This window comes from Kitasatospora sp. NPDC054768 (genome assembly GCF_053612025.1).
Genome location: NZ_JBSHBN010000156.1, coordinates 1 through 22,220, shown reverse-complemented (window position 1 = coordinate 22,220; position 22,220 = coordinate 1). Strand labels below are relative to the sequence as shown.

Here is a 22,220-nt window from a genome sequence, read left to right as displayed (position 1 = left end):
CTCGGGGGCGGCGGCGTCCGGGGCGGCCGGGGGGGGGGGCACCCGGAACGCCTCGGCGTCCCAGTAGCTCTCGCCGGTGACCAGGTCGCGCTCGAAGGCGCCGTGCCCGGCGGCCCGCACCGCCAGCGACAGCAGCGGGTGGGCCGGCCCGGCCGGGTGGCCGTCCGCCGCCCGCGGACCCTCGGGCAACCGGATGCCGTAGGGTGCGCGGGTGCCGTGCGGGAGATGGGCGTCGGCATGGTCCAGCAGGTGCGAGAGCCGGTGGGCGCAGGCCTCGGCGACGGTCTCCAGGACGTCCAGGTCACGGCGCGGGACGGTGCCCCGGTGGGCCAGCGCGAGGGCGAGCACCCCGATCGGCCGCTCGTCCACGACCATCGGCAGGGCGATCACGGCGACCATCCCGGTGCCCAGGCCGGCGTTCGCGTTCGGGTAGTCGACGCTGGTGTGCTCGGGGCTGAGCAGGTACGGGCGCCGCAGCCGCAGGGCCATCGCGGCGGGCAGCTCCCCGGCCGGATCGACCACGCCGTAGCGCTCGTGCGCCCAGTCCGGCAGCCCGTGCGAGGCGGTCAGCCGGAGCATCCCGGCGGAGTCCAGCAGGTACAGCGCGGACCCCTCGCCGGTGATCCAGCTCGGGCCCTCGGCCAGTACGGTGCCGAGCAACTCGGCGGCGCTGGTGCAGCCGAGCAGCAGGCGCACGCAGCGCATCGCACTGCGCGCGGTCGGACTGTCGGCGGGCTCCAGGGGCACTGACCCTTAATACCCCATTTCCCCAAGCGGTGAATGGTTCCTCAAGGGGTGAACGGGGACCGGGCCGTCGCACCGGCACCGGCGAGGTGGCCGTCCGCACCGGCGGTCGTCCGGGCGCGGCCCGGCGCGGGAAGTCGGCCCGGCCGACGTCCGGCGCGCGGGCGGTGCCGCCCTCCGGGTCCGTGCGGGCCGGCCTCCTACGCGGGCCAGGCGCGGAGGCCGGTGGTGAGGGTGGCGATGAGGCGGTCGTGGGTGGTGGCGAGGTCCTCGGCCAGCCGGAAGCCGCCGGCGGTGGTCAGGGAGGCGAAGCCGTGGGCGAGGGAGCGGACGGTGCGGGCGGCGTGGATCGCCTCGGAGCCTTCGAGGCCGTACTCCCGCAGGACGGCGATGATCACGCCGACGAGCCGGGCGCCCGCGCGGGCCAGGTCGTCGTCGGGCTGCGGGGCCTGGGGGAGGGCGTTGTAGCGGTGCGGGTGCGCGGTGGCGTACGCGTGGTAGGCGCGCAGCACGGCGGCGACGGCGTCGTCCCCGCTGCGCCCGACGGCCGCCTCGGCCAGCCGGTCGGCCAGGTCCCCGGTGACCCGTACGGCGATCAGCAGCCGCAGTGCGGCGAGGCCGCCGCTGACGTGCTTGTACAGCGAGGGAGTGGCGACCCCGGCCCGGGCGGCGACGGAGGCCAGCGTGAGGGCCTCGGCGCCCTGCTCGTCGATGAGGGCGAGGGCGTGGTCGACGACCTGGTCGGGGGTCAGTCCTACGCGGGGCATGGGTTCGGGCTCTCCGTACGGATGACGTCGGGTGGATCGGGCGGGGTCGGGCAGGAGCGGGCGGTGGGGACGGGCGGGGCTCAGCCGAGCTCGGCGAGGAACGGCAGCAGGGCGTCGGCGGTGGCCGTCGGGTTGTCGGCCATCGGGTAGTGCCCGGACCCCTCGATCATCACCTTGCGCGCGCCGAGCGCGGCGGCCTGCCGGTCGGCGACGAGCTCCGGCTTCGGGAAGTCGGGGTCCTTGCTGCCCATGACCACCAGCGCCGGGCACCGCACCGCGGCCGTCCAGCCGACCGGCGCCGAGTCGCCGTGGACGTACCCGCGGGTGGCGGTCTTCCGCCCCGGGGTGCGCAGCGCGGCGACCAGTCCGTCCACGTACGCGTCGAAGTCGGCGGGCTTGGCGCCCGGGAAGGCCATCCGGCGCAGGTAGAAGCCCCAGGAGGCCGGCCAGTGGACGAGGGCGGCGCCCATCAGGCCCATGACGCCGCGCATCAGGGCGCCCGGCGGCGGGTTCTCGACGAAGGCGTTGAGCAGGACGATCCCGGCGACCCGCTCGGGCGCGTCCCCGGCGGCCCTGACGACGGTCGCCCCGGTGTAGGAGTTCCCGGCGAGGACGGCGCGCTCGATGCCGAGGTGGTCGAGCAGGGCGAGGACGTCGCCGGCGATGGCGGCCGGGCCGTAGTCGTCCCACTCGACGGAGGACTCGCCGAAGCCCCGCAGGTCCACGGTGACGACGCGGTGGCCGGCGGCGACGAGCAGCGGACGCAGGTGCCGGTAGGCGGCCCGGCTGTCGAGCATGCCCGGGAGCAGGACGACGGGGGTGCCGTCGCCCTGCCGGGTGTCGTCGAAGGCGATCCGGCCGCCGGGAACGGTCAGGTGCTGGGTGCTCGGGGTGATGGTGCCGTTCATGGGGTCCTCCTCGGGCCGCCGGTGCGGGACATCGGCGCGCGGGCCGATAGCCATAAAGCTAAGGCTAATAGCCTTAGCCGTCAAGCGAACGGCCGGGTGAGGGGTGGAGCGGAAGGAGTGGAAGGGATGATCAGACTCCCTCCACCTTGAACGGGTCGTGCTCGCTGAGCAGCTTCTCCAGCCTGGCCTGGTCCACCCGGGTGACCATCTCGTTGGACTCCTGCCGGTCCCGGATCACCTTCGCCAGCGTGAACGCCGAGGTGACGGTGTAGAGGAGGCCGATCCCGAGGAAGGCCCTGGTCCATCCGCCGACCGGCAGATAGGCGATCCCGACGGCGAGGGCGACGCCCGACAGGGCGAAGGAGAGGACGGCCTGGATGTGGTACGCGGCCGTGGTGCGGGTCTGCATCGATGTGCTCATGGCGCCAGGATGTGGCCGCCCGGCCGGGGTGCACATGAGTAGGAGTACTCAGATGGGACCGTGCGCGAGGGGGGTGTTCGCCGGTGTCGTTCGTTGACGTCCGATCACTTTGCCCTAGGCTGCTCCGAACGGATGGCTTGGAATCAGAGCCTCCTAGGATTAACGTTTGATAACGCAGCGCGGTTGTCAACGCCGTACCCAGACGGCACCGTGCGCCGTCGCCTAATCCCGCCGACCCGCCTCCGGGCAGGTCAGGGAGCCGGGGAACCACGTTCCTTGGGGTGAATCGGCGGGGCCCCGGCCCAGCCGTAGGAGACCTTCCTGCTCCGAACCCGTCAGCTAACCCGGTAGGCGCGAAGGAAGGAAAGGAGCGCGCCTCCGTGGCGTCGACGCACACCCCGGCACACCCGGCCGGCTTCGCAGCCGGTACCCAGCTCCTCGACCACCCCGGCACGGACGGCCCCGAGGCCTTCGGCCCGGAGGACTTCCCCGCGGAGGTCGAGACCAACCGCCACCGGATGCCGCGTCAGACCCGCGGAGCCTCCCCACTGCTCGGCGTCACCGCCGTCGCCGCCACCCTGGGCGCCACCGGCTTCGCCTCGGCGACCCCGGCCGCCGCCCCCGCCGTCGAGGCCCCGGACGAGACCCCGGTCGCCCTCTCCGCCGACCCCGGACTCGCGCTCGCCGCCCGCATCCAGCACCAGGCCGACAGCCAGCGCACCGCCGCCGAGGAGACCGCCCGGCTCCAGGCCGCGCAGGAGGCGGAGGCCAAGGCCGTCGCCAAGGAGGCCGAGGCCAAGCGCGCCGCCGAGGAGGCCGAGCGGGTCAAGGCCGCCGCCCTCACCCTCCCGGTGAAGGACTACCGGCTCTCCGCCCACTACGGCCAGAGCGCCCGCTACTGGGCCAACCTGCACACCGGCCTGGACTTCGCCGCCGACACCGGCACCCCGGTCTACGCGCTCGGCCAGGGCACCATCACCTCGGCCGGCTGGGCCGGCTCGTACGGCTACCGGATCGTCGAGACCCTGCCCGACGGCACCGAGATCTGGTACTGCCACCTCTCCTCGATCACCAAGGGCTCCGGCAAGGTCGCCCCCGGCCAGCAGATCGGCAAGGTCGGCGCGACCGGCAACGTCACCGGGCCGCACCTGCACATGGAGGTCCGCCCCGGCGGCGGCGCCCCGGTCGACCCGGAGCCCTGGCTCCAGCAGCGCGGCCTCAACCCCTGACCCGCGCGAGAAACCCGACGCACCCGCGAGAGGCCCGCGCACCCGCGCGAGAAACCCGACGCGCACGCGAGAAGGCCCCGGCCCGGAGCAGCGGCTCCGGGCCGGGGCCTTCGTGCGAGGTCTCACTCCTCGGCGGGCAGCTGCGCCAGGTACGCCTCGATCTCCTCCTGGCCCGGCTCCGGCGCCAGCTCCGGGAACTCCGTCACCAGCAGCCGGGGCAGCCCCGGCACCGTCCACCCGCCGAACAGGTCGAGCGCCGCGTCGACCGCCGCCTCCTCGAACTGCCCGAAGTCCCCGGCCAGTTCGTCCGGCATCGGCCGCCCCTGCGCGGTCAGCTCGGCCAGGTTGCGGTAGCTGCGCCGCATCAGGCCCTGCTCCAGCAGCCGCCGGGCGCCGTCCGTGGCCATGCCGACCGACAGCACCCGGCCCGGGCCCCAGCCCTGCTCGTCCGGCTCGTCCAGCCAGCCGGCCGGCACCAGCGCCTCGTACGCGGCCAGCCGGTCCTCCTCCGCGAGCTCCGCGAAGCCGGCCAGCCAGTCCCGCACCGCCGCCCCGTCCGTGACGTCCACCCCGTACGCGTGCAGCAGCACCGCGTACAGCCGGGGCCAGGTCACCAGGTCGGCGCGGCGCAGCAGCCCGGCCGCGACCTCGCCCTGCCACTCGGCCTCCTCGTGCAGCCGCTCCTGGCGCTTGGCGTTCAGCCGCCGGGCCGCCCGCTGGTGGTCGATCAGCAGCCGGACGGCGTCGCCGTAGGCGAGCGGGTCCTCCTCGGGAGCGGGTTGGACGTACAGGTGGAGCCGCTCGTACAGCAGGTGCTCCACCGCGTCGGAGGTCAGTTCCGGCCAGCCGTCGTGCATCCTGCCGTCGCCCAGCTCCAGCAGCGCCAGCACCGCGCGCAGCGGCGCCTCGGCCACCGGCGCGCGGTCCTGCCCGGCCGCCCAGGCGAGCAGGTCGGCGGCCTTGGTGCGGGGGGCGAGCCGCAGGTCTTCGTCGTTCATAGTCCGAACGGTAGCCGCCGGGCGGGGATAGGGTCGGCAGCCATGGTCCCCGTACGACTCACCGGCCCGCGACTGGCCGTCCGCGAGTACCACCTCACCGAGGACGACGTGGACGCGCTGCACGCGCTGTTCGGCGACCCGGAGGTCACCCGCCACCTGCCCTTCGGGCCGAGCGGCCGGGAGGACTGCGCCGACCAGATCGAGCTCTACCTGGAGGAGGCGATGGCCGAGGAGCGGGACACCTACCGCCTCGCCGTCACCAGGCTCGCCGACGCCGAGGAGCCGGCGGACGCGACGCCGATCGGGCAGGCCTCGCTCACCCTGGACGGGCACCGCGCCGCTCAGCTCGGGTGCGTGCTGGCCCGCGGGTCCTGGGGCCGCGGCTACGCGGGCGAGACCGTCGGCCTGCTCTGCGACTTCGCCTTCGGCGCCCTGGACCTGCACCGGCTGGCCGCCCGGGTCGCCGTGGACAACGACGCCTCCGTGAAGGTGCTCACCTGGCTGGGCTTCCGGCTGGAGGGCCGGCTGCGGCACGACGCGTTCAAGGACGGCGTCTGGTCCGACTCGTTCCTCTACGCGCTGCTCGCCGACGAGTGGCCGGGGGCGGGCCCGCGGGGCCGGACGACCGGCTGACCGCCCGGGCCACGGACCACCGCTCGACCCCCCACCGGCTCACCCCCCTCCAGCGGCCGCCCGGTGGAGGGGGGTTAACCCCACCCCGGATCCGCCAGGCCTCCGGATCCCGGCCGGCCGGCGCGTCCACCAGACTGGAGCCTGTCAGCGGGACGAACGACCGACAGTACGAGGGGCCGGGGGCCGGGAGCATGAGCAGCAGCCGCAGCATGGAGGACCGGGAGTGGGACGTCCTGGGCGGTCACGGTGACGACCCGCGCCCGGCCCGGGTCCGCCGGACCGAGCGGCGGCCGGCCGTGTGGCGGGCGCCGTTCTCGGCGTACTACTACCGCGAGGTCGGCTACGCGCTCAGCGGCCTGCCGGTGGCGATCGTCGGCTTCGTCGTGTCGATCACCCTGTTCTGCCTCGGCCTCGGCACCCTCGTCACCGTCATCGGCCTGCCCGTGCTGGGCGCCCTGACCAGCGTCGCCCGCGGCTTCGGCCGGCTGGAGCGGGCCCGGGTGCGCGGCATGCTGGCCCTGGACGTCCCCGGCCCGGCGCCGGTGCGCCGGGTCCGCCAGGGCAGCTGGGGCGCGGTCACCGCGCGGCTCGCGGACGGGGCCGGCTGGAAGGCCGTGCTGTACCAGGTGGTGATGTTCCCCTGGGCGGTGCTCAGCTTCGCGGTGACGCTGGTGTTCCTGGTGCTCGGCTGGGCGCTGGCGCTCTACCCCGTGTACCACTGGGTCTTCCCGACGTACACCTCCTGGAAGGGGTACCGGTTGTTCGACTTCCACGACAGCGACGGCGTCCGGCACGTGTACGACGTCCAGTCGCCCTGGCAGATCGCCGGGCTCTCGCTCCTCGGCGTGCTGCTGATCCTCCTCACCACGCAGCTGGTCCGCGGCCTGACCAACGTCAACCGGGTCGCCGCCCAGGGCCTGCTCGGCCGCTGACCGGCCGGCCCCGGCCGAGGACCCCGCCCGCGCCCCGCCCGCACCCCGGACGCCTCCGGATGCGGGTGGGGCCGCCGCGTGTTCGGATGGCCGGGTGGCCGCCGTCGGCATTCCCGCCGTTCCCCCGGGCGTCCTGGTCACCTCCCGGCCGCTGGACGAGTACTGCGCCCTGTTCGGCCTCACCCGGGCCCGGCTCGCCGTCCTGCCCGGCCCGGTGCTGGACTGCCCCGGCGGCGCGGCCGGCCTGGCCGCCGAGGCGCGCGGGCTGGGCTGCCGGGTGATCGCCGTCGATCCGGCGTACGCGCTGCCGCTGCCGGCGGTCGCGACCGCCGCGGTGGCCGCCCGGGCGGCGATGGCCGCCGCGATGGCCACCCGCCCGCAGCTCTACCCCTCGCCCCGCCCGTACCGCGCCGAGCGCTACCTGCGCAGCTGGGACCGCGCCCGCCTGCTGTTCGCCGCCGACTCGGCCGCCCACCCGCAGCAGTACGTGGCCGCCGCGCTGCCCCGGCTGCCCTTCGCGGACGGCGCCTTCGCCCTCACCCTGAGCGGCTACCTGCTCTTCGCGTACCCCGAACTCTTCGGCCCCGAAAGCCAGTTGGAGGCGTTGACCGAGCTGGTCCGGGTCACCTCCCCGGACGGCGAGGTCCGGGTCCAGCCGCTGCACGACGGGTACGGCCGGCGCTGCGGCCACCTCGGCCCGCTGCGGTACGCGCTCGGCGAGCGCCGGATCGGCAGCGAGGTCCGCCGCTACCCCGGGCCGGTGGGCGGCCGACCCCGGCGGGTCCTGGTGCTGCGGGCCGCCGACCACCGCCGCCGGGCGCTCCGGCCACCGGTCATGTAATGGTCACTGTCGGGGGCCACTCCTATACTCGCCCGCATGACCGACACGACGATCCGGCGCGCCGACGAGACCGACGCCGACCGGCTCACCGAACTGATCCAGGCCTCCTCCGCCTATCACGGCGAGTACGCGCCGATGATCGAGGGCTACCGGGTGACGCCCGAGTACATCGCCCGCCACGAGGTGTTCCTCGCCGCCGACCCGGCCACCGGCCGGCTGCTGGGCTTCTACGGGCTGATCCGCGAACCGGCCGAACTGGACCTGATGTTCGTCGCCGACGAGGCCCAGGGGCTCGGCGCCGGCCGCGCCCTGATCGCGCACATGCTGGAACTCGCCCGCGGAGCCGGGATCGCCGTCGTGCGGGTCGTCTCCAACCCGCCCGCCGAGCGCTTCTACCTGCGGGTGGGTGCCGAACGCGTCGGCACCTGCCCCGCGCGCGGGAGGATCACCTGGGAGCGTCCCGAACTGCGCTTCACCGTCCCGGAGTTCACCGGCTAGAGGTCCCCTCGGCCGGCGGTCCGCCCTGCCCGCCCTGCCCGCCCGGTCCGCCCGGTCCGTCCTGTCCGTCCGGCTGGGCCGGCTGGGCCGGCACCACCGGGGCGGCCCGCGGCCCGGCCGGTGCCGGCCGCTCCGGCACGAGAGCCGGCGCCGGGAGCCGGGAGAGGATCTTCTCCGCCAGCCAACTGCGGTCCGACCCGTACGGAATGCCCCGCGGGTCGACCAGCTGCGTCGCCACCGCGTCCCGCAGCCGCTGCTCCCCGGCGGCGGGCAGCCGGGAGAGCAGCCCCCGGGCGGCCAGCAGCGCGTGGTACTGCTCGAAGCCCGAGCGCGGGCGCTCGATCGCGTCCAGCACGCTCGGCAGGTCCGCCAGCGCCGGATCGCCCTGCATCAGCGCGAGCGCCTGGATCCGCCGCCCCTCGGAGCCGTCCGCGAAGAGGGCCCGCACCTGGTCGGCGGTCAGCGCCGAACGCCGCGCGGTCGAGCGGACCTCCGCCACCACGCCCTCCGGCCCGGCCGGCGCGCCGGAGGAGGGCGGCAGCTGCCCGGCCAGCGCGGCCGGGCGCTCCGCGCTGCCGCCCAGCAGCCCGAGCCGCTGCATCGCGCGGACCCGCAGGTCGTCCGCGCCCACCTTGTCGCCGTGCCGGTCGCGGTCCTGCCCGGCGAGGAAGAGGTCCAGCGCCCGGTCGGTCTCGGTCAGCGCCTGCGGCAGTGCCAGCCGGGTCACCAGCCAGCCGGCCAGGAACCCGAAGACCAGGAAGTACAGCACCAGCGCCGCCGCGAACGGTGCCACGTCCCGGCCGCCGCCGAGCGCGGGCGCCAGCGCCGCGCCGAGGTCGTGCAGCCGCTCGCCGAGCGAGCCGAGCTGGGTCAGCCCGACGCCCAGCAGCACCTTGGTCAGCCAGTCCGAGACCTGCTCCAGATTGGTGTTCGGCGCGTACGAGCCCTGCGGCTCGCCGGCAGCGGCCCCGCCGCGCACCCGGGGCACCCCGAACAGGAAGCCCAGCCCGCCGCCGAGCACCACCGAGGCCCCGATCACCACCAGCCCGCCGCCGAGCACCTGCCAGGCGTGCTCCCGGCCGAGCGCGAACAGCAGCAGTCCGAGCAGTCCCGTCCCGGCCAGCACCCCGGTGGCGCCCCACTGCGCCGTCCGTAGCGTCGCCCCGCCGCCGCCCGGCCGTCGTGCCTTCGCCATCGCCCACCCCCTGTGTCCGCGTCGCTCCGCTCCGGAACGCGCGCCGACTCTAGCGCCGCGCCCCCGCGCGGAAACGTCCGGCCGCTGCCCCGGACACGGCGCGGGGAGCCTCCGGAATCGTGCCGGAAGCTCCCCGGGAACGCAGACGGCCCGCGGACTGCTCCTCCGCGCCGGCCCGTGCACTGGCCGGGCGCCGAGGCACCGGGGATGTACCGGTGAGACCGCGGGCCGGGTGACTGCTGTGGATTTCGCCTGCCGGAGGCCAGGGGCCTCATCCTGCGCAGGCAGGGGCGGCTCTAGCGAGCAGCCACCTCACGCATCCTGATGGAACTCAACTCAGGATCACCTCCTTTCAGTGTGCTGCCACGATAGGCAGCCCGCCGGACGGAGGGCAACGGATTATTTCGCGGAGCCCCGCCCGGCCCCGGTGCCGGCCGTGCGGGGCGCGCCCGGATCCGCTGCTCAGGCGGTCTTGAGCTGGTCCTGGAGCTTGGTGAAGTCGACCGTGTTGTCGGCCGACGGGGCCTGGATGGTCAGCGGCTTGTCGAAGTCGCTGAAGTCGATCTTGCCGTTGCCGTCCTTGGCGCCCGAGTGCTCGACCCGCACCGGGTAGGGCTTGCCCTCGGTGGCGATCTGCATGGTCGTGACCTCGCCCTTGGAGTCGGCGACCTTCAGGCTGAAGGTCTTCACGCCGTTGACGTCGCCCGCGGAGCCCTTCTCCACCTTGTCGTTGCCGCTCTTGTCCGCGGTGATCTTCTTGCTGAACTCGGCGAGGTTGCAGACGCTGATCAGGGAGCCCATCGACGGGTCGCTCTCGAAGCCCGTCAGGTAGCGGCCCTTGAACAGCTCGGCGGCCTTGGCACCGTTCGGGCCGCCCACGTTGGTCCAGAAGTCCTTGTCCGGCTTGACGTACGAGGTCTTGCCGTCGCTGATGATCTCGAACTTGCCCATGCCGGGCATCGCCATGGTGCCGGTGCACTGGCTCTTGTTGTCCAGCGCCAGGTTCAGCTCCATGCTGCCCTCGCCGGTGTCGACGGTGCCGACCATCTTGAGGGAGCTCGCGGAGGCCAGGGCGTCCTTGGCCTGCTTCGCGATGTCCTGGGCGCTGAGCTTGTCGGTGTCGAGCTTCTGCGCGGCACCCGCCTTGGCGTCGCCGCCCGTCCCGTCGCTCTTGGTGCTGCCGCACGCCGCGGTGCCGGCCGCCAGGACGAGGCAGATCGCGGCGGTGCTGACCAGTCGCTTCGACAGCATGTGGTTCTTCCTGTCCGGGTGGCCCGAACAGCCCCCCAATGAGATGAATTTTTCCTCAGTATGGTTCAGGACCCTGACAGGTGATCGTGGGACCGGCCGCTGTTACAGGTTCGTGGCAGGACCGTCTTTCGTTCGTACCCGGGAACGCGAAAGGCCCGGAGGACGAATCCTCCGGGCCTTTCGGCTACTGAGTAGCGGGGACAGGATTTGAACCTGCGACCTCTGGGTTATGAGCCCAGCGAGCTACCGAGCTGCTCCACCCCGCGTCGGTGAACACAACAATACGGGGAAGTCGCCGATATGGGAAATCGGTTCTTCAGGGCGCCCTGGCGACCCGCCGCCGACCGGGTGCCGGGTGCCGGGTGCCGGGCCGCACGACACCTCGCCCAGGCCGCGAAGGCGACCAGCGCGGCGAAGCAGGGCACCATCAGCGCCCCGTACACCACCAGGAAGCCGTCCGTGCCGAGGTCGGCGGCGGCGTTCCAGGTGCCGTGCAGCGCCATCGCCAGCAGCAGCCCGGCCGGCACCGCCAGCCGGGCCAGCCAGCGCCGCGCGGTGGTGAGGGCGACGGCCAGGCCGATCCCGGTGAGCGCGGTGAACAGCGGGTGGGCGAAGGGCGAGAGCAGGGCGCGCAGCACGAAGGTCTGCACGGTGCTGTCGAAGTCACGCAGGCTGGGCGGGTCGCCGAGGCCGATGCTGTCCAGCCGCTGCCGCTGGTCGCTGCTGAAGGCCCGACCCAGGTAGAGGGCGTTCTCGGTGAACGCGAAGCCGCAGGCGGCCATCCCGCCGAGCACCACCCCGGCGGCCAGGGTGCGCGGCCGGGAACGGTGGTGCGGCGCCCCGGAGGGCGGGGCCGGGCGCAGGTACGGCAACGGCCGCAGGTACGGGCGCAGGCGCGGCCGGCCGCGGGCGTGCGGCCCGACCGGGTGGCGCGGGTGCCGGCGGGGGCTCCGGGGCGCGGGCGACCGGCGCAGCAGCGGCGCGCAGGGGCGTCCGGTGCGGCGGCCGCGGCAGCGCAGCCGCTGGCCGAGCGGGAGCAGGAGCACCAGCAGGGCGGTGGCCTTGGCGGTCTCCTCGATCACCGGGGTGGCGATCCCGGCGCCGAGCAGTTCCCCGAACGGGCCCCGGTGCCGGGTCAGGTAGCTCGCCGTCCAGTTGTTGGCCAGGATGGCGACGGTGGTGGCCGCGCAGGCGCCCCAGCCGAGGCAGAACACGGTGTGCCGCAGCGGAACCCGGGCGGTGAGGTTGAGCCAGGCCAGACCGCCGAGCACGAACGGCAGCGGCACCACCGCCAGGCCCAGGCCGACCAGCAGTCCGACGGTGCCGGTCTGCCGCTGGACCAGGTGCAGGATCAGCACCCCGCAGCCGATCAGGGTCAGGACGGCGGTCGCGGTGACCGAGGAGAGCGCCACCGAGCGGCTGCGGCCCGGCGGGGCCCCGGGGGCGGTGGTGCCGGCGCGGAGGAATTGGTCGACGACCGGGAGCGGCACGGCGGCGGTACCCGGCCGGGGCAGCAGGCGATGCGCCCGGTGCCTCCGGGGCCCCGGAATGGTCCGGGTGTCGCCGGTGCTCGGGACCGTCTCCGGTGCGTCGGCGGCTGCTCGAACCGTCGTGCGACCGCCCGTCCGGAACCCGCCGCCGGACGGGCTGCCCATGCGGCACAGGGTAGGCCACGGCGGCGGCCCGCCGGGAGGAGCCGGGACGAACCGTCCCTCCCGGGCCCGCCCGTCCGGCCGCCGCGCGGCCGCCCGTTCGAACGGTGCCGGAGGGTCAGCGGCGGCGGAACAGCAGGTCGTGGACGACGTGCCCCTTGGCGATCCCGGCCCGTTCGAACTTGGTGACCGGACGCCAGTCCGGCCTCGGGGCGTAGCCCGGAATGCTGCCGTCCGGGTGGTCCCCGGGCTCCAGCCAGCCGGTCCCGTCGCCCTCGGGGTGCAGGTTCTCCAGCTCCGGCGAGGCGGACAGCACGGCCAGCATCTGCTCCGCGTACGGCTCCCAGTCGGTGGCGCAGTGCACCAGCGCGCCGGGGGCGAGCCGGGGCAGCACCAGGTCGAGGAACGAGGGCTGGACCAGCCGGCGCTTGTGGTGCTTCGGCTTGGGCCACGGGTCGGCGAAGTAGACCCGCAGACCGGCCAGCGAGGCGTCCGGGAGCATGTCGCGCAGCAGGATCACCGCGTCGCCGGCGGCGGTCCGGACGTTGTGGGAGCCGTCCCGCTCCAGCAGGCCGAGCAGGTTGCCGTGGCCGGGGGTGTGCACGTCGGCGGCGAGGATGCCCATGGCCGGGTCGGCGGCGGCCATCGCGGCGGTGGTCTCGCCCATGCCGAAGCCGATCTCCAGGGTCACCGGCAGGCCGTCGAACAGCTCCCGCGGGTCCAGCGGGGTGCCGTCGATGGGGATGCCGTACGTCTCCCAGCTCCGGTCCAGGGCGCTCGCCTGGGCGTTGGTCATCCGGCCCCGGCGCGGCTGGAAGCTGCGGATGCGACGCTCGCGGTGCTGGGCCTCGGTGGCCTTGTGCGGGTACATCGGCGCGGGGTAGGCGGCCGGCGCGGCGGACATCCGGGCGGACGGCGAGGGCTGGGGGATCGGGGCGGTGGCAGTCACAATCACCCGAGTCTACGGGGCTGTCGGGGCTCCCCGGCCGGGCCTGTGACCGGGCTCATCCACCGGCCCGGCCGGCGCCCGGCCCACCCGTCGGCGGCCGGGGAACGGGGAAGGAGCCGCACCCCCGTGACGGCTCCTTCCCCTTCCTCCCGGCGTCTGCCCCCCGACCGACGCCGGCTCCCGCCACGGCCGTCCCCTCACTGCCGCGGCCGGGCCAGGTCGGCGCGGGCTCCCCGGCCCGGACCGTCCCGCTGATCCGCTACTCCTCCCAGGGCCAGCCGGCGTTCGCCCCGGATTCCAGGAGCGGGATCAGTCGGAAGGCCGCGTCGCCCAGGCCACCGAAGGTGTGCCGGTGGGCGCCGCCGCTGGGGCCGTGGCCCGGGGCGTAGCCGGCCAGGTTCCAGGTGTAGACGGGCACGTGGGCCGGGACGGCGGCGAGGGGGTCGCCGCCCCAGTGGCCGGGGCCGGTCTGCTCGTCGGTGACGATCACCACCCGGTCGTGGCCGCGGTAGTGGGTGCGGACGGCGTCGGCGGTGTTGGTGCCGCCGAGGTTGGAGAAACGTGCCAGCACACGCAGTACCGCCTCGCCCCGGCCGACGTCGACCACCTGGCTGGAGGTGCCGAACTCGACCAGGTCCGCCTCGGCGGCCCGGACCTTCAGCGCGGTGCCGAAGATCGCCGCCGAGTCCGCCCGGTTGAGCTCGGTCGGCCCGCCGGAGCGGTCGAACATCGAACCGGAGCGGTCCACCAGGATCAGCGTCCGGCCCGGCAGTTCGGGCACATTGGCCAGCGAGTGACCGAGCGCCGTCTCCAGCGCGTGCCCCCAGCGCAGCGAGGGCACGTTGCGGTGCGCGGCCAGGTAGCGGAACGGGAACTGGCGCGAGCGCCGCACCTCGCCCTTGTCGGAGATCCGCCGGGCCACCTCGGCCGCGACGGCGTCCGAGACCCCGGCCCGGTCGAAGTTGCGCAGGTTCCGGACCAGCGCCATCGGGCCCATCGACGGGATGACCGCCTCCCAGGCGTCCGCGTCCAGCGGCCCCTGCAGCCAGCCCGCCAGCGCCTCCCAGGTCAGCCCGGCGGCGGCCAGCCGCGCGGCGCCGCCCTCGGCGGTCACCGCCGCCCGGCGCTCCTCGACGGGCAGCGCCAGCAGCTCGCGGTTGGCGGTCAGCATCCGGTCGGCGGCCGGCGGGACGGCCTCGTCCGGGCGGTGCCTGCGGTCCAGCGCGTACGCGAACAGGGCACCCTGCCACTCCTTCGCCGGGTCCGGCGAGGGGTGGGTCAGCTCGATCACGTCGCCGAAGCGGTAGCCCTTGCCCGCCGTGTCGTACTTGAGCAGCGAGCGGGCGTCGTACAGGTGCCGGACGGCGTCCGCGACCCCGCGCTTGAGCGGCTTGGGCAGCGCCCGGCCGTAGCGCGAGGTCCAGTAGGCGAGCAGCTCGCCCGGCTCGTCGGCGCGCCGCAGCACCGCCGCGACGGCCTGCCGGGAGTGGCCGTGGGCGCCCGCGTCCAGCCGGGCGCGGGTGAACTCGGCGGCGCCGACCAGGGCGGCGGTGCGCATGTGGGCGCCGTAGCGCAGCCAGCGCAGCAGTCCGACGGTCCACTCCGGCTCGGCGACGGCGAGTTCGCGCACCAGCGCGGTGTAGCGGTCGTCGCGCTCGCCGCCGCGCTCGTGGAAGGTGTCCTGGCCGACCATGTTGGCGATCGCCAGCAGGAAGAGCTCGGACTTGTGGTCCCGGACGAAGCCGGGGCCGCCGTTGTGGTTGACGGTGCGCTCGCCGGTGGTGGCCACCGGCGAACTCGGACCGGTCTTGGCCCTGCGGAAGTTGAACCTGGACATGCGGAAGCCCCCCTCGGCGTGCTGGTGTCAGTGGGAGGGAGGCATGCTGCGGCAGCGGTGCCCGGGGCCGTCATGGCTGACGCGGACCCGGGCACCACGAAGAGCTGCCTCCCGAGATCAAAGGTGGCGGCGGTGTTGCGCGGGCTCGAACCGCAGCGCCCTGGGGGCGCCTCACCAAGAAGTAACCGCTGCCGTCGCACCGGGAGGTGCGGACGAACTATTCACGTGTAGGTGTCCAGAGATCGAAGGCGGCTGAGGTGACACAGCTGCTCTACCGACTGAGCTACACCGGCGAGTACCGGCGGCGGGACTCGAACCCGCGACACGCCCATTAAGAGTGGAAGTAACCTCTGCCTGCGCACCTGGACAGGAGAAACCCTAGCCAGGCCCCTCCCGTCACCGCACTCCATTTACCGCCGGAGCGCCGTCCCGTCCGCTCACGCCGGAGCGACGATCACCGCCCGGGCCCGCTCGGTCAGCTCCCGCACCCGGCGTTCCCCCTGGAAGGGCTCCAGCCGCCGCAGCATCTCCACCACGTACTCCCGGCTGCGCTGCGAGGAGATCCGGCCGGCCACCTCGACGGCGCGCTCGCCGGCGGCGACCGCGGCGTCCAGGTCGCCCGCCTCCGCCTCGGCCATGGCCGAGACCACCAGCCGCAGGCCGTGCGAGCGGACGAAGCCCTCGGTGGGCGTGGCCAGCGCCTCGCGGGTGAACTGCCGGACCTTGGAGGGCACTCCGAGGTCGCGGAAGCACTCGGCGGCGTCGGCGGCGAGCCGGTCGTAGGCGTAGAAGTCCATCCACGCCGGATCGGGATCCCCGGCGCGCGCCCGTTCGAGCGCGCTCTCCGCCGCGCCGAGCGCCGTCGCACACGCCGCCGCGTTGCGGGCCTTGGCCTGGGCCCGGGCCTCCACCAGGTGGAAGAAGCTCATGGTGCGGGCGGTGGCCAGGCCCCGGTTGCGCTCCAGCGCGGCCTGGGCGAGGTCGACGGCCTCCTCGGCGAAGCCCCGGTAGCCCGCCTGGAGGCTCATCGAGGCCAGCACGTAGCCGCCGAGCGGGACGTCGGCGGCGGCCCGGGCGAGCCGCAGCGCCTGGATGTAGTAGCGCTGGGCGGCCTCGTGCTGCCCGGTGTCGAAGGCCATCCAGCCGGCCAGCCTGGTCAGTTCGGCGGTCGCGCCGAACAGCGCCCGGCCGACCGCGTCGCTGTACGAGGCGAGCAGCAGCGGCGCCGCCTCCACGCGCAGGCACTCCGGCACCATCGACGAACGCCAGTCGCCACCGCCGTACTTGGAGTCCCAGCGACGGGCCTCCTGGGCGGCCTCGCGGAGCTTGGCGGCGTCCGAGTGGCCGACCCGGTAGGAGGAGGTGTCGGTGGGGGAGCGCGGCACCTCGCGGGCCACCGAGCCGTCGGCGGGGGTGATCAGCCAGCGGGAGACGGGGGTCGCGTAGGCGGCGACCGAGAAGGTGCCGGCCAGGCTGTCGCTCCAGCGGCCGCCGCCGGGGCCCCGGCGCAGGTCGAGGTCGACCCGCCACAGGTCGGTCGCCGAGCGGACCGCGTCGGCGACCTCGCGGGGGAAGGCCAGGCCGAGTTCGGGCGCCGGGTCGGTGTCGCCCAGGCCGATCTCCTCCAGTGGGACGGGCCGGCCGAGCTTGCCGCCGATCGCGGTGGCGATCAGGTGCGGGACGGGCCCCTGCGGCACCATGCCCTTGCTGACCCAGCGGGCCACCGAGGTCTTGTCGTACCGCAGGGTCAGCCCGCGTTGGGCGCCGAGGTCGTTGACCCGGCGGGCCAGTCCGGCGTTGCTGATCTGGGCGAGGGTCAGGAGCGTGCCGAGCCGTTCGTTCGGTCCACGTGGGCTGACGGTCATGGTGGCGGCTGCACCTCCTGCGGCCTTGTGCGCGGGGCCCGGGCGGCACCGGGCCGTAGCTGCTGTACCTAGCGTAGTCGGACGCGTTCCGACGGTTAAGAGGTCGCATTCCGGATGGCGGGATCGCGCACTCGGCCGTGCCGCACCGGAGTTGGTCCGGACCGCTCGGATCCGGCCGACCGCGCCGCGCGCCGGAGCGTCGTGCTCCGGTCCCGTGTACGCGTGCGCCCGGCCGTGCCCCCTGGCCCGACCGGCTGGTCGGCGATTCGCTGGTGGTCGTGGGTCGGCCTGCCGTCGAGGACCCGGCGGGCCGGGGGACGCCGCCGCCTCAATCCCCGCGGGTGGTGGTGAAGTCCGGGAGGGCATGCGGATGCCCTCCCGGGCCGGGCGACGCCTTTCGGCCATCTCGCGATGCCCATGTCAAAGGCGTTTCGCCGGCGGTCCGGGCCGGGGAGGGGGAGGCCCGGCCCGCCCGCTCCCCGGAGTGCTGGACGGATCGAACTCCCTTCCGGTGGACGGAACTTGCCCACGCGCAGTGATCGCGCACCGGACGGAGCTCCGGCCGGGAGCGGGCCCGCGCGCGCATCGGTGCCCGCTCGCACGGCCCCGGCGGCCCGTCGAACGGCCGGTCCGAACGGAGGCGGAACCCCGGAACACCGGCCACGGCGACGCCCCGCGGTGGCACGATGTCTCCTGACGGCGCGTCCGAGCTGCGAGGACCCGCCGGGACGCGCCCGGGCCGCCACGGCAACACCACCCGGCCGCCCGGCGGGCGGCGAACGCGCCGCACGGATGCAGGTCCTCGTCCGGTGGAGGCGCGATGCGGTGGCTGACGGGCTGGTGCACGGGTGCGCCGAGCGCGGGCACCCCGGCGCACGAACTGCGCGGCGGGGTCGAGCCGATCGCCGCCCGCCCGCTGTGGTCCGGGCCCGACCCGCTCTGGGCCGTGGGCGACTGGCGCCCCGCGGAGATCCGCCTGGTCACCCACCGCCCCGGCGCCCCCGCCGTGGTCAGCACCGGCCCCACCGAGCCCGACCGGATCGAGGACACCCCCGCCACCACCCGGCTCGCCGTCCTCGGCCACTGCGGAGCCACCGACGCCGAGCTCGCCGCCGGCCTCGCCGCCGCCCGCGGCGGCGCCGTCCGCCACCTCACCGCCTGGCCCGGCAGCTACACCGTCGTGCTGCGCTCCGGCCCCCGCTCCACCCTGCTGCTCACCGACCTCGCCGGCGCCCGGCCCGTCTTCCACACCCCGTGGGCCGGCGGCACCGCGTACGCCACCGCCGCCCTGCCGCTCGCCGACCTGGTCGGCGCCCCGCTGGACACCGGCCACCTCGCCGCCCGGCTCGCCTGCCCGGAGTCCCCCGAGGCGCTCGGCGCCGACACCCCGTACCTGGGCGTCCAGCGGGTGCCGCCCGGCCACGTGCTCGGCATCCGCGGCGGCCGCCCGTACCTGTCCGGCTACGACGACCCGGCCGGCGCCGAGCAGCCGCGCGACGAGGCGCCCGCCGTCCGCGAACTCACCCGCGCCCTGCTGGAGTCCGTCCGCTCCCGGGTCCGCACCACCACGCCGGTCCCCGACCCGGTCGGACGGGCCCGGCTCGGCGTCGACCTCTCGTACGGGACGGCCTCCGCGACCGTCGCCCTGCTCGCCGCCGCCGTCCCGCTGCCGCCGGTGCCCGCGGCCACCGCGGCGGCCCGGGCGGCCACCGCCGGGGCCAGGAGCGGCGCGGTCAAGGGCTCCTGGGCCCGCGCCGCCGCCCGGGAGGCCGCCGCCCCCGAGCGGTTGGCCGCCGTCACGCTCGGCGAGACCGGGCCCCCGGCCGGCCTCGCGCTCGCCCCCGACACCCCGCGGCTGCGGCACACCGTGCTCGACCCCGGCCCGGACACCCTCCCGTACGCCGGGCCGGGAGCCGACCCCCGGGCGGGCCGGCTCACCGACGAGCCCGGGCCCGAACTCGTCGCCGCCGCCCGGGCCGAGGCCCGCTTCGACGCCGGCGGCACCGACCACCTCACCGGCTACGGCGCCCGCCAGGTCCTGGACGGACACCCGGCCCGGCTCGCCGACCTCGTCCGGGCCGGGCGGCCGCGCGAACTCCTGCCCCCGGTCGTCGCCCTGGCCGGCGTCGACCGGGCGGCCGCGGGCGTCCTCACCGGCACGCTGCGCACCCCGCTCACCGTGCTCCGGGCCGCGCACCGGCTCTCCCGGGTCCGCTACGCCGAGGCGCTGGACGAGGCGGCCGCCAAGCTGACCGCCCGCCACGTCCCGGACGGCGGCGGCACGGCGGGGGCCCGTTCGGCCGTCGACCTCGCCTGGTGCGTGCCCGGCCCGGCCGCCCGCTGGCTCTCCGACGAGGCGCTCTCCTCGGTGGCGCTGCGGCTCCGCCTGGCGGCGCGCAAACCGGCGCCCGAGGAACACCCCGGCGCGTACCGGGCCCGACACGCCCTCTACCGGCAGGCGCGCGGGTTCCGCACGCTCGTGCACGCCGCCGAACAGCCCGGCCAGCGGCTGCACGCGCCCTTCCTCGACAACCAGGTGGTGCGCGCCGCCCGGCTGCTGCCCGACGACGTCCGCCTCCAGCCCGGCGCCCGGCACGCCCTCCTGCACGCCGTCCTCACCGGCGCCGGACGCACCGACCTGCCCCCCGACTGGGGCCGCGGCCCCCGCCCCGACCGCACCGCCCCCGCCCGCGCGGGCCTGCGCCTCGCCGCCGACGGCCTCGCCGAACTCTTCGACGCCCCGCTGCTCGCCGAAGCCGGCCTCATCGACCTCCCCGCCGTCCGCGCCCGCCTCGCCCACTCGGCCGACCCCGCCACCCCCCTCTCCCCCGCGGACCTCGCCGGCCTCGCCGACCTCGTCTCCACCGAACTCTGGCTCCGCCGGGTCCGCGCCCGCCGCCACGGCGCCTGCTGGACCGGCCTGCCCAGCCCCCGCCGGCCCGCCCTCACCTCCTGAGCCTGTCGGGCCGTATGAGCCTGTGGGGCCTCCTGAGCCTGTGGAGCCCGCTCCGACGACTCCCGCCGGTCCGCCCACGACCGTGAGCCCGCCCCCGCACCCCGCCCTGCGGCGCGGTTGCCGGGGCCGGGTCGGGGCGGCGGTGATGATGGCGGGGGTGTGGGTCCGGGGCGAGGAGGGTGCGCGGTGGCCGGTGGGAGCGCGGGGCGGGAGGTGCCCGTCGTGCTGTCGGTGCTCGGCCGGCCGCCGACGGGGCGGCCGCCGGGGGTGCTGGCGGCGTGCGACGGCTCGGACGGGTCGCTGTGGGCACTCGACCGGGCGATGACGGAGGCCGAGCTGTTCGGGCTGCCGCTGTACGTGCTCGCCGTGGTGAACCCGGCGCCGGCCGGCTACCCGCCGGGGATGGCGGAGCTGGTGCAGGAGAGCGTGGAGACGCTGGTCGAGAGCATGGCGGACGGGCTGCGCCGCTCGGTGGCCGCCGTGCAGCGCCAGCGCCCCGCACCGTACGCGGAGGAGCTGTCGCTGCACGTGGTGCTGGGCAGCGTGATCGAGGTGCTGCTGGAGGCGGCGACCCGGCAGCACACGCTGGTGATCGGCACCCGGGGCAACGGCGGCTTCGCCCGGCTGCTGATGGGCTCGGTGAGTTCGGCGGTGGTGCACCACGCGGCCTGCCCGGTGCTGGTGGTCCCGGCGCCGCCCGCGGTGTGATCCGCTCCACGGACCGGGCCGCCGGGAATGCGCCGAGATGGTTCATCGTTCACCCATCTTGTACACATTCGCCAAGACGCCCCCTGGAGCCCCCCGCAATGAAGGTCGAGATCTGGAGCGACATCGCTTGCCCCTGGTGCTACATCGGCAAGCGCCGTTTCGAGCAGGCCCTGGCGGACTTCCCGGGCAAGGAGCAGGTCGAGGTCGTCTACCGCCCGTACCAGCTGGTCCCGGACGCTCCCGCGACCGCGAGCCCGCACCGCGCCTGGCTGGCCGAGCGCTACGGCCCGCAGTCGGTGGCGATGGACGCGCGGGTGGCCGAGCTGGGCCTCGCCGAGGGCATCACGTACGACTTCGACGCCGCGCTGCACGCCAACACCCTCCTGGGCCACCGGCTGCTGCACCTCGCCGAGGTCGAGTACGGTCCGGCCGTCCAGGGGCGGCTGAAGGAGGCGCTGCTGAAGGCGCACTTCACCGACGGCGTCGACGTCGGTGACCGCGCCGCGCTGACCGACGTCGCCGTGGCGGCCGGCCTGGACCGGGACCGGGTGACCGCCTACCTGGCGGGCGACGAGGGCGTCGCCGAGGTCGACGCCCAGCTGGCCGAGGGCCGCGAGCTGGGCATCAACGCCGTGCCGACCTTCGTCTTCGAGGGCAAGTGGGCCGTCCAGGGTGGCCAGGACGCCGAGACCTTCCGCAAGGTGCTGGACCAGGTCGCCACCGAGATCGGCGAGCGCCGTCCCGCCCCGGTGCAGGTCGCCCCGGCCGGGGAGGCCTGCGCGGACGGCTCCTGCGCCATCTGACGCCCGGCCGTCCGGCGCCGACCGGGCGCACGGCACCGCGGACCCGAGGCCCGCTCCAGGACTCCTGGAGCGGGCCTCCGTCATGACCGACCGGAGACCCGACCGGAAGACCACCCGGAGGCCCGACCGGAGCGCGAGCCCGTCACGAGCACCGGAAGCGGGCCTGGGCCCAGTCCGCGACGTTCAGCGCCGACCAGATCCCGCTCACCGGCGTGACCACCAGCTTGACCGACTTCTGCCCGGCCAGCGGCACGTGCACCGGCACCGCGTCGTCGCCGACGGCCAGCGCGCGGGAGCTCCACAGGGTGCTCCCGTCGCCGCCCTGGACGGAGAAGACGACCCTGCCCGGCGAGAGCGTGGCGTCGTCCACCCCGGCCATCGCGTCGAAGGACGCGCAGCTGCGGTTGAGGTCGATCACGGTGGTCGCCGGGGCGTGCACGGTGATCGCGTGCGGGTGGTAGTCGCCGCCGATCCAGCCGCCGTCACGCTGCCAGAAGTTGTCGCTGCCCTTCTGCCGGATGCTCGGCTCGGGCGGCGGCACCCGGTTGTTGCCGGGCTTGAGCACCGGCAGCGAGTTGCCCCAGAAGTCACTGAGGACGGGCGGCACCGGCGTGGGGACGGTCGGGGTCGGCACCGGCGGCAGGGTGGGCGTCGGCACCACCGGGACGTCGGGCGTGGGCAGCGGAGGCAGGGTCGGCACGGGCACGACCGGGGGAGTGAAGGTCGGCTTCGGCGCCTTCGAGCTGCTGGGCGCGGGCGTGACCGGCTCCGGCGCCCCGGTGGTGGCGGGCTGCGGAGTCCGGGAGGTGGCGGCCAGCTGGGCCGCGGGGCTCGCCGCGGGCGCCTCCGGGGCCGGATCGGCGGCGCCGGGCGCCGGAGCCGGGGCCGGGGCCGCGGGGGGCGCGGCCGGGGGCGGCGCCGGAGCGACGGCGACCGGGGCGCTGGGCGCCGGGGGAGCGGCCGCCGGGGGCGCCGGCTCGGGCGCGCCGGTGAGCCCGTACGCGGCGACGGCGGCCGCGGCCACCGCGACGGC

At 75.6% G+C, this 22,220-nt stretch carries 20 protein-coding genes, 2 tRNA genes and 1 riboswitch; of the genes, 8 read left to right on the top strand and 14 right to left on the bottom strand.

The features are described from left to right. The 4 genes from ACWGKU_RS33125 to ACWGKU_RS33110 form a co-directional block, all read right to left on the bottom strand. Nucleotides 1-747, bottom strand: a 747-nt coding sequence (locus ACWGKU_RS33125) for a GAF domain-containing protein (protein WP_452191672.1), incomplete at its 3' end; no start/stop codon positions are given. Nucleotides 748-944: 197 nt separating this feature from the next. After that, nucleotides 945-1,511, bottom strand: a complete 567-nt coding sequence (locus tag ACWGKU_RS33120; protein WP_380547341.1) for a TetR/AcrR family transcriptional regulator — start codon at nucleotides 1,509-1,511, stop codon at nucleotides 945-947. An 80-nt stretch (nucleotides 1,512-1,591) separates the two neighbouring features. Further along, nucleotides 1,592-2,419 (bottom strand): alpha/beta fold hydrolase, encoded by an 828-nt coding sequence (locus tag ACWGKU_RS33115; protein WP_452179227.1) that lies wholly within the window; start codon nucleotides 2,417-2,419, stop codon nucleotides 1,592-1,594. A 130-nt stretch (nucleotides 2,420-2,549) separates the two neighbouring features. Next, nucleotides 2,550-2,840 (bottom strand): YiaA/YiaB family inner membrane protein, encoded by a 291-nt coding sequence (locus ACWGKU_RS33110; RefSeq protein WP_359897908.1) that lies wholly within the window; start codon nucleotides 2,838-2,840, stop codon nucleotides 2,550-2,552. Nucleotides 2,841-3,049: 209 nt separating this feature from the next. Next, nucleotides 3,050-3,208, top strand: a riboswitch (cyclic di-AMP (ydaO/yuaA leader). Nucleotides 3,209-3,220: 12 nt separating this feature from the next. Here ACWGKU_RS33110 and ACWGKU_RS33105 point away from each other — a divergent pair. Next, nucleotides 3,221-4,069, top strand: a complete 849-nt coding sequence (locus ACWGKU_RS33105) for a M23 family metallopeptidase (RefSeq protein WP_359897907.1) — start codon at nucleotides 3,221-3,223, stop codon at nucleotides 4,067-4,069. A gap of 122 nt (nucleotides 4,070-4,191) precedes the next feature. Here ACWGKU_RS33105 and ACWGKU_RS33100 read toward each other — a convergent pair whose 3' ends face one another. Then, complete coding sequence (locus ACWGKU_RS33100) at nucleotides 4,192-5,067, bottom strand: hypothetical protein (protein ID WP_359913968.1); 876 nt, start codon at nucleotides 5,065-5,067, stop codon at nucleotides 4,192-4,194. Nucleotides 5,068-5,109: 42 nt separating this feature from the next. On the opposite strand from ACWGKU_RS33100, the gene ACWGKU_RS33095 reads away from it, so the two are divergent. From ACWGKU_RS33095 to ACWGKU_RS33080, 4 genes are all read left to right on the top strand, one after another. Beyond that, nucleotides 5,110-5,700, top strand: a complete 591-nt coding sequence (locus ACWGKU_RS33095) for a GNAT family N-acetyltransferase (RefSeq protein WP_401048836.1) — start codon at nucleotides 5,110-5,112, stop codon at nucleotides 5,698-5,700. A 191-nt stretch (nucleotides 5,701-5,891) separates the two neighbouring features. Then, nucleotides 5,892-6,632, top strand: coding sequence for a sensor domain-containing protein (locus ACWGKU_RS33090; protein ID WP_401049667.1), 741 nt, complete (start codon nucleotides 5,892-5,894; stop codon nucleotides 6,630-6,632). Nucleotides 6,633-6,726: 94 nt separating this feature from the next. Beyond that, nucleotides 6,727-7,473 (top strand): hypothetical protein, encoded by a 747-nt coding sequence (locus ACWGKU_RS33085; RefSeq protein WP_401049669.1) that lies wholly within the window; start codon nucleotides 6,727-6,729, stop codon nucleotides 7,471-7,473. Between the two features lie 36 nt (nucleotides 7,474-7,509). Beyond that, nucleotides 7,510-7,971, top strand: coding sequence for a GNAT family N-acetyltransferase (locus ACWGKU_RS33080; protein WP_401049671.1), 462 nt, complete (start codon nucleotides 7,510-7,512; stop codon nucleotides 7,969-7,971). Here the strand turns inward: ACWGKU_RS33080 and ACWGKU_RS33075 are convergent. From ACWGKU_RS33075 to ACWGKU_RS33040, 8 genes are all read right to left on the bottom strand, one after another. Further along, nucleotides 7,961-9,166: a hypothetical protein gene (locus ACWGKU_RS33075; RefSeq protein ID WP_452179228.1), complete on the bottom strand. Its 1,206-nt coding sequence runs from the start codon at nucleotides 9,164-9,166 to the stop codon at nucleotides 7,961-7,963. The two genes, ACWGKU_RS33080 and ACWGKU_RS33075, sit on opposite strands and share 11 nt — an antisense overlap. A gap of 462 nt (nucleotides 9,167-9,628) precedes the next feature. Then, a complete protein-coding gene (locus ACWGKU_RS33070) occupies nucleotides 9,629-10,417 on the bottom strand; it encodes a hypothetical protein (protein ID WP_359913985.1) in 789 nt (262 codons plus the stop codon). A gap of 192 nt (nucleotides 10,418-10,609) precedes the next feature. After that, nucleotides 10,610-10,683, bottom strand: a tRNA-Met gene (locus ACWGKU_RS33065). After that, nucleotides 10,645-12,072 carry a PrsW family intramembrane metalloprotease gene (locus tag ACWGKU_RS33060; RefSeq protein WP_452179234.1) on the bottom strand — a complete coding sequence of 476 codons (1,428 nt, stop codon included), beginning with the start codon at nucleotides 12,070-12,072 and terminating at the stop codon, nucleotides 10,645-10,647. Before ACWGKU_RS33060 ends, ACWGKU_RS33065 begins: the two co-directional genes overlap by 39 nt. Before the next feature lie 115 nt (nucleotides 12,073-12,187). After that, entirely contained in the window at nucleotides 12,188-13,018 is an 831-nt protein-coding gene (gene trmB / locus ACWGKU_RS33055; protein WP_452179229.1) for a tRNA (guanosine(46)-N7)-methyltransferase TrmB, read from the bottom strand. 259 nt (nucleotides 13,019-13,277) lie between these two features. After that, the gene (locus tag ACWGKU_RS33050; RefSeq protein ID WP_452179230.1) at nucleotides 13,278-14,855 is read right to left on the bottom strand and encodes a TROVE domain-containing protein; all 1,578 of its coding nucleotides are present in this window, start codon (nucleotides 14,853-14,855) and stop codon (nucleotides 13,278-13,280) included. A gap of 296 nt (nucleotides 14,856-15,151) precedes the next feature. Beyond that, nucleotides 15,152-15,213, bottom strand: a tRNA-Ser gene (locus ACWGKU_RS33045). Between the two features lie 79 nt (nucleotides 15,214-15,292). Further along, complete coding sequence (locus ACWGKU_RS33040) at nucleotides 15,293-16,720, bottom strand: MFS transporter (RefSeq protein ID WP_359913997.1); 1,428 nt, start codon at nucleotides 16,718-16,720, stop codon at nucleotides 15,293-15,295. 820 nt (nucleotides 16,721-17,540) lie between these two features. Here ACWGKU_RS33040 and ACWGKU_RS33035 point away from each other — a divergent pair. The 3 genes from ACWGKU_RS33035 to ACWGKU_RS33025 all read left to right on the top strand — a co-directional run bounded on the left by ACWGKU_RS33035 (nucleotide 17,541) and on the right by ACWGKU_RS33025 (nucleotide 21,187). Continuing rightward, nucleotides 17,541-19,676: an asparagine synthase-related protein gene (locus tag ACWGKU_RS33035; RefSeq protein WP_452179231.1), complete on the top strand. Its 2,136-nt coding sequence runs from the start codon at nucleotides 17,541-17,543 to the stop codon at nucleotides 19,674-19,676. Nucleotides 19,677-19,862: 186 nt separating this feature from the next. Beyond that, entirely contained in the window at nucleotides 19,863-20,384 is a 522-nt protein-coding gene (locus tag ACWGKU_RS33030; RefSeq protein WP_452179232.1) for a universal stress protein, read from the top strand. Between the two features lie 98 nt (nucleotides 20,385-20,482). Continuing rightward, a complete protein-coding gene (locus tag ACWGKU_RS33025; protein WP_401053114.1) occupies nucleotides 20,483-21,187 on the top strand; it encodes a DsbA family oxidoreductase in 705 nt (234 codons plus the stop codon). 142 nt (nucleotides 21,188-21,329) lie between these two features. On the opposite strand, the gene ACWGKU_RS33020 is transcribed toward ACWGKU_RS33025, so the two are convergent. Further along, nucleotides 21,330-22,220, bottom strand: an 891-nt coding sequence (locus tag ACWGKU_RS33020) for an NPCBM/NEW2 domain-containing protein (RefSeq protein WP_452191670.1), incomplete at its 5' end; no start/stop codon positions are given.